Origin of the sequence: Ramlibacter sp. (genome assembly GCF_013697775.1) — a bacterium.
In the GTDB taxonomy this organism is placed as follows: domain Bacteria; phylum Pseudomonadota; class Gammaproteobacteria; order Burkholderiales; family Burkholderiaceae_C; genus Ramlibacter.
In genome coordinates, this window is record NZ_JACCWG010000172.1 from 1 (window position 1) to 5,600 (window position 5,600).

General features: G+C 71.7%; 3 protein-coding genes. 2 read left to right on the forward strand and 1 reads right to left on the reverse strand.

Annotation, left to right across the window (positions count from 1 at the left end; all coding sequences use genetic code 11):
- Nucleotides 1–1,552: PD-(D/E)XK nuclease family protein (locus H0U68_RS08480; protein ID WP_296354575.1), on the forward strand; the 1,552-nt coding region annotated here is incomplete at its 5' end.
- A 9-nt stretch (nucleotides 1,553–1,561) separates the two neighbouring features.
- Entirely contained in the window at nucleotides 1,562–4,792 is a 3,231-nt protein-coding gene (locus H0U68_RS08485) for a UvrD-helicase domain-containing protein (protein ID WP_296354578.1), read from the forward strand.
- 482 nt (nucleotides 4,793–5,274) lie between these two features.
- On the opposite strand, the gene H0U68_RS08490 is transcribed toward H0U68_RS08485, so the two are convergent.
- Nucleotides 5,275–5,600: LysR substrate-binding domain-containing protein (locus tag H0U68_RS08490; protein ID WP_296354580.1), on the reverse strand; the 326-nt coding region annotated here is incomplete at its 5' end.

A 5,600-nucleotide genomic window follows, 5' to 3' on the forward strand; every position in this document is an offset into this window, starting at 1 on the left:
GCGCGTGCTGGCGCTGGAGCGGCGCGTGCGGCGCAGCGGCCAGCGGCGCTGGGCGGCGCTGCAGGCTCTCGATTGGGACGGCTCCGAACCGGTGCAACAGCTCGCGCAGCAGGTGGCTCAGTGGCGCGATCGCATGGGCGAGAGCCGGCCGCTCGGTCAATGGCTGGCCGGGCTGCAGGCGCTGCTGGTGGAGGCCGGCCAATGGAAGCGGCTGCAGAACGACGCCGCAGGCGAGCGCGTGATCGATTCGCTGCGGCTCGATGCCGTCGCTGAGGGCGATGGCTCGAATGCGATGCGCGAGGCCGGCCGCCGCCTGCCGCTGCAGGAATTCACGCACTGGGTGAACGAGGTGCTGGAGGCCGAGAGCTTCGTGCCGGAACACAGCGGCGACGAAGAAGTGGTGATCCTGCCGTTCAGCCAGGTGCTGGGCCGCGCGCTGGCGGCATTGGTAATGCCCGGGTGCGACGAGATGCGGTTGCCGGCCTCGCCCGAGCCGCCCGGCCCCTGGACTTCGGCGCAGCGGCGCGGGCTGGGCCTTCCGTCGCGCGAAACGCTGGAGGCGGTGCAGCGCAGCATGTGGCGCCAGGCGCTGCAGGTGCCGCGCTGCGACCTGCTCTGGCGCGCCAGCGACAGCAACGGCGAGCCGCTGCTGCCCAGCCCGCTGGTGCAGCTGCTGCAGCTGCGCGGCGTCGGGAAGGCGGCGGACGATCCACGCCGCCCGCGCTGGCTGTCACCCAAACCCAGCGAACGGCCGCTGCCGGTGGGCGCGCTGCTGCCGGTGGCGCAGCTGTCGGCCAGCGCGTACGACGACCTGCGCCGCTGTCCCTACCGCTTCTTCGCCATGCGTCAGCTCGGGCTGAAAGAGGCCCAGGAGCTGGACGGCGAACTCGGCAAACGCGACTTCGGCACCTGGCTGCATGCCGTGCTGAGCGGCTTCCACGAGCGGCTGCGCGAGACCGGCGAGCCGCCGGGGCCGGGCCGCGTGCGCCTGATGGACGAAGCCGCGCGCGACGCGCTGCAGGCCGAGCGCATCGACGAAGGCGAATTCCTGCCCTTCGGCGCTGGCTGGCCGGGCGTGCGCGACGCCTACCTAGCCTGGTTCGCCAAACACGAAGCCGCGGGCGCGGTGTTCGCGCATGCCGAGAGCGACCACGAAGTGGAATTGGCCGGCGTGAAACTGATCGGCCGCGTCGACCGCATCGACAACGCGGCCGACGGTTCGGCCTGGGTCATGGATTACAAGACCGAAAGCCTGCAGGCCACGCGCGAGCGCATGAAGCAGCCGCTGGAAGACACGCAGCTCGCGTTCTACGCGGCGCTGCTCGGGCAGGACCAGCTGCAGGCGGCCTACCTCAACGTCAGCGAGCGCGGCGAGGTGAACGCCGTGGCGCACGTGCAGGTGATGGAAGCGCGCGTGATGATGCTGGACGCCATCCGCGACGACCTGCGGCGCATCGGCGAAGGCGTGCCGCTGCCGGCGCTGGGCGAAGGCCGCAGCTGCGAGTTCTGCGCCGCGCGCGGCGTGTGCCGGCGCGATTTCTGGAACGAATGAAGTGAACGCGTGACCGAACCCGCCTACGAGCACAACGGACGGCACGTCAGCCGCGAGCGCTTCTATGCCATCGCCTGCGACCCGGCGCGCAGCGTGGCGGTGGAGGCCTGCGCCGGCGCGGGCAAGACCTGGGTGCTGGTGTCGCGCATCCTGCGCGCGCTGCTGGCCGGCGCCAAGCCGCACGAAATTCTGGCGATCACCTTCACCAAGAAGGCGGCCGGCGAAATGCGCCAGCGCCTGCACGAATGGCTGGCCGCCTGGAGCGCGGTGGAACCCGAACAGCTGCACAGCGAGCTGCGCGCGCGCGGCGTCGCCGCTCCCACGCCGGAGCTGCAGCAGGCGCTGCATGACCTGTACGCCGGCTTGCTCGGCTCCGGGCGGCCGGTGCAGATCCGCACCTTCCACAGCTGGTTCGCCGCGCTCCTGAGCAGCGCGCCGCTGGCGGTGCTGGAGCACCTGGGCCTGCCGTCGGCGTATGAACTGCTGGAAGACGACAAGCAGGCGGTAAGCCGCGTGTGGCGGCGCTTCTACATGGCCATTGCGCGCGACCCCGGCGCGCGGCGCGACTACGAACGCTCGGTGGCCGCCTACGGCCGCTCGCAGACGCAGAAGGCGCTGGAAGGCGCGTTGTCCAAGCGGGTGGAGTTCGCGCTGGCCGACGCCAACGGCGTCGTCGAAGCGTCCGTCAAACCGATGGGCGCGCAGTTCCCCGACTTCGCCGAGTGCGAGGAGCCGATCGACCTGCTGGCGCGGGAAGACGTGCGCGCAACGCTGCAGGCGGCAGCGCGCGCGCTGGGCGCCGCGTCGGCGCCGACCTTCTCCGCCAAGGGCGCGGAACTGGAAGCGGCGCTCTCGTACGGCGACCTGGACCGCGTGACGCAGGCGCTGCTGACGCAAGCGGAGGAGCCGCGCAAGTTCAGCGACAAGCTGGCCGGCATCGACGCGGTGCGCACGGCGCAGGCGCTGGTGCAGCGCATCGGCGCCGCGCGCTGCCAGCACGAAGCCTGGCAGCACCAGCAGCGCATGGCGCGCCTGTCGCGCCGGCTGCTGGACGAATTCGCGGCGCTGAAACGCGAGCAGGGCTGGATCGACATGAACGACGTCGAGCGCGCCGCGCTGGTGCTGCTGGCCGACGAGATGCTGTCCGGCTGGATCCAGGAAAAACTGGACGTGCAGGTCAAGCACCTGCTGATCGACGAATTCCAGGACACCAACCCGCTGCAATGGCAGGCGCTGCATGCCTGGCTGAGCGGCTATGCCGGAGCGGGCGGGCGCGGCCCCAGCGTGTTCCTGGTGGGCGACCCCAAGCAGAGCATCTACCGCTTTCGCCGCGCCGAGCCGCAGGTGTTCGCAGCGGCGCAGCGCTTCGTCGTGGATGGCCTGGACGGCGACCGCCTGGCCTGCGACCACACGCACCGCAACGCGCCGCAGGTGCTGGGCGTGGTGAACCAGGCGATGGACGCGGCGCAACAGGCCGGCGAGTACCAGGATTACCGCGAACACACCACGCAGTCCGTTTCCGAAGGCCATGCCTATGCCTTGCCGCAGGTTCCGCGCGAAGCCAAGCCGGTGGTTCTGAGCTTGCAGACCGGCCAGTGGCGCGACAGCCTGACGGTGGCGCGCGACCAGCCGGAAGAAAAACTCATCGCGCTGGAATGCCGGCAGGCGGCGGCCTGGATCGCCGCGGAAATCCGCAATGGCACGCCGCCCGGCGAGCTGATGGTGCTGGCGCGCAAGCGCGACCGGCTGGCCGCCATGGAGGCCGAATTGCGCGCGCTGCACGTGCCCACGCAGCAGCCCGAGAAGACCGACCTGTCCGAGGCGCCCGAGGTGCGCGACATCGTGGCGCTGCTGGACGTGCTGGTGTCGCCGTCGCACGACCTGTCGCTGGCGCAGGTGCTGAAGTCGCCGCTGTTCGGGCTGGCCGACGACGCGCTGGCGGACCTGGCGGTGCGCGCACGCGCCGAGCGCGAGGAGGGCCGTCCGACGTCATGGTTCGAGCTGCTGCGCGCGCCCGAAGGCCTCATCGCACCGCTGCAGACGGTCGGTGCGACCCTGCTGCGCTGGAAAGGGCTGGTGGACCGCTGGCCGCCGCACGACGCGCTGCAGGCCATCTACGAAGACGGCGATGTCTTGGCCCGCTACGCACGCGCCATGCCGTCCACCATGCGGCGCCACGCGCTGGCCAACCTGCGCGCGCTGCTGGACGCGGCGCTGGCCGTGCGCGGCGGCCGCGCGCTCACGCCCTATGCCTTCGTGCGCGCGCTCAAGGCCGGTGGGGTGCCCGGGCCGGCGGTGGCGGAGGCCAACGTGGTGCGCCTGCTGACCGTGCACGGCGCCAAGGGCCTGGAAGCCGACACCGTGCTGCTGCTGGACACCGACAACGCGGCCGGGCGCGCCGAAACCATGGGTGTCATCTGCGACTGGCCCGGGGAGGCGCCGGCGCCGGTGCGATTGAGCTTCCTGGCCAGCGAAAACCGTCCGCCCGCCTGCAACGCCGATGCGCTGGCCGCCGAACGCGTGGCCCGCCAGCGCGAGGAACTCAACGCGCTCTATGTGGCGCTGACGCGCGCGCGCCGCCGGCTGGTGCTGTCGTCGGTGCAGCCGGCCAGCAGCGGCAGCGGCGCGAGCTGGTGGCAGCGCGTGTCGCCGTTGTGCGAGCCGCTGGCCGCCGAGGCGCCGGTGGACGACGGCATGCCCGTGCAGCCCGAAGGCGAGTTCCTGCTGAACACTGTGCCGGTGCCGCCGCGCCAGCACAGCTTGCTGTCGGGGCTGGACAAGATCGAGCCGGAAAGCCCGGCCGCGCGCTTCGGCCGCGCCATGCATTTTTTGCTGGAGCACGGCGCGCAGGGCGGCGAGCTGGGGAGCAGCCTGCTGTGCCGCGTCGCGCGCGACTTCGGCCTGGACGACGCCACGCTGCGCGACGCCGGTGCGATGGCGCGGCGCATCGCCGGCGGGGAGGGCGCCTGGGCCTGGGACCCGCGCGTGATCGACTGGCAGGGCAACGAGGTGGAACTGCTGCACCGCGGCGAGCGGCTGCGACTGGACCGCCTGGTGCGGCGGCGCGATACCGGCGAATGGTGGGTACTTGACTACAAGTCGCTGGCCGCGCCGGAGCGGCAAGACCAATTGCTTGCGCAGATGCGGCGCTATTGCGAGGCGGTGGCGCAGGCCAACCCGGGGGCTGTAGTGCGCGCCGCTTTTCTCACCGGGCAGGGCAGGCTGGTGGCGCTGGACTGACTGCGGCGTGAATGGCGCGCGTTGCGTTTTCTCTCGTTGCTTGGGTGGCAGCGGCCGGCGGCCGGGGTGGGCCAGGCTCCGGGATCACGCTCGCGGGCGTCTGCCCTGAAGCTCAGAGATTGCGTCGTCAACATCGCTGTGGCGCGCAAGCTCCGTGGCGACCGCGAATGGACCCTGCGCCTGGCCCACCCCGACCACCGGCCGCACGTGGCATCTTCGCGTGCGACTGCCCCTCACCCCGGCCCTCTCCCCTGTGGGACTAGGGAGGTGGAGAGAAAGACGGAGCGAGAGCTCTTACGCAACGTGGAGGGCAGGGGCTGGGGTGCCCGGGCGCAGGGTCCATTCGCGGTCGCTACAGAGCTTGCGCGGCACCACCTTGTTGACGACGTGATCTCCGCGCGCCAGGACAGACGCCCGCGAGCGTGATCCCGGAGCCCGGGCACCCCAGCCCCTGCCCGATGCCACCCACCCAAGCAGGCAAGCTAGGGCAGGGCCGGCAACACCTGCCGGATGTGTTCAGCCATCGCCTGCACCAGTGCGGATCCCGCCAGCCCCTGGCCCCGCGCCACCGCGATGTACACCTCGGGCAGGGCCGGCAGGGTTGATTCGACGCCCAGCACGCGCAGGTCGGCCGGCACCGCGGTTTCGGTCAGCACCGCCACTGCGATACCTGACCGCACGATGGCAATAAGGCCGTTCATGCTGTTGCTCGCGAAGGCGATGCGGTAGCGCCGCCCGGCGGCGGTGAGCGCGCCGATGGCGGCGCGGTGGTCCAGCGCGCCGGCTTCGGACAGCGCCACCGGCACCA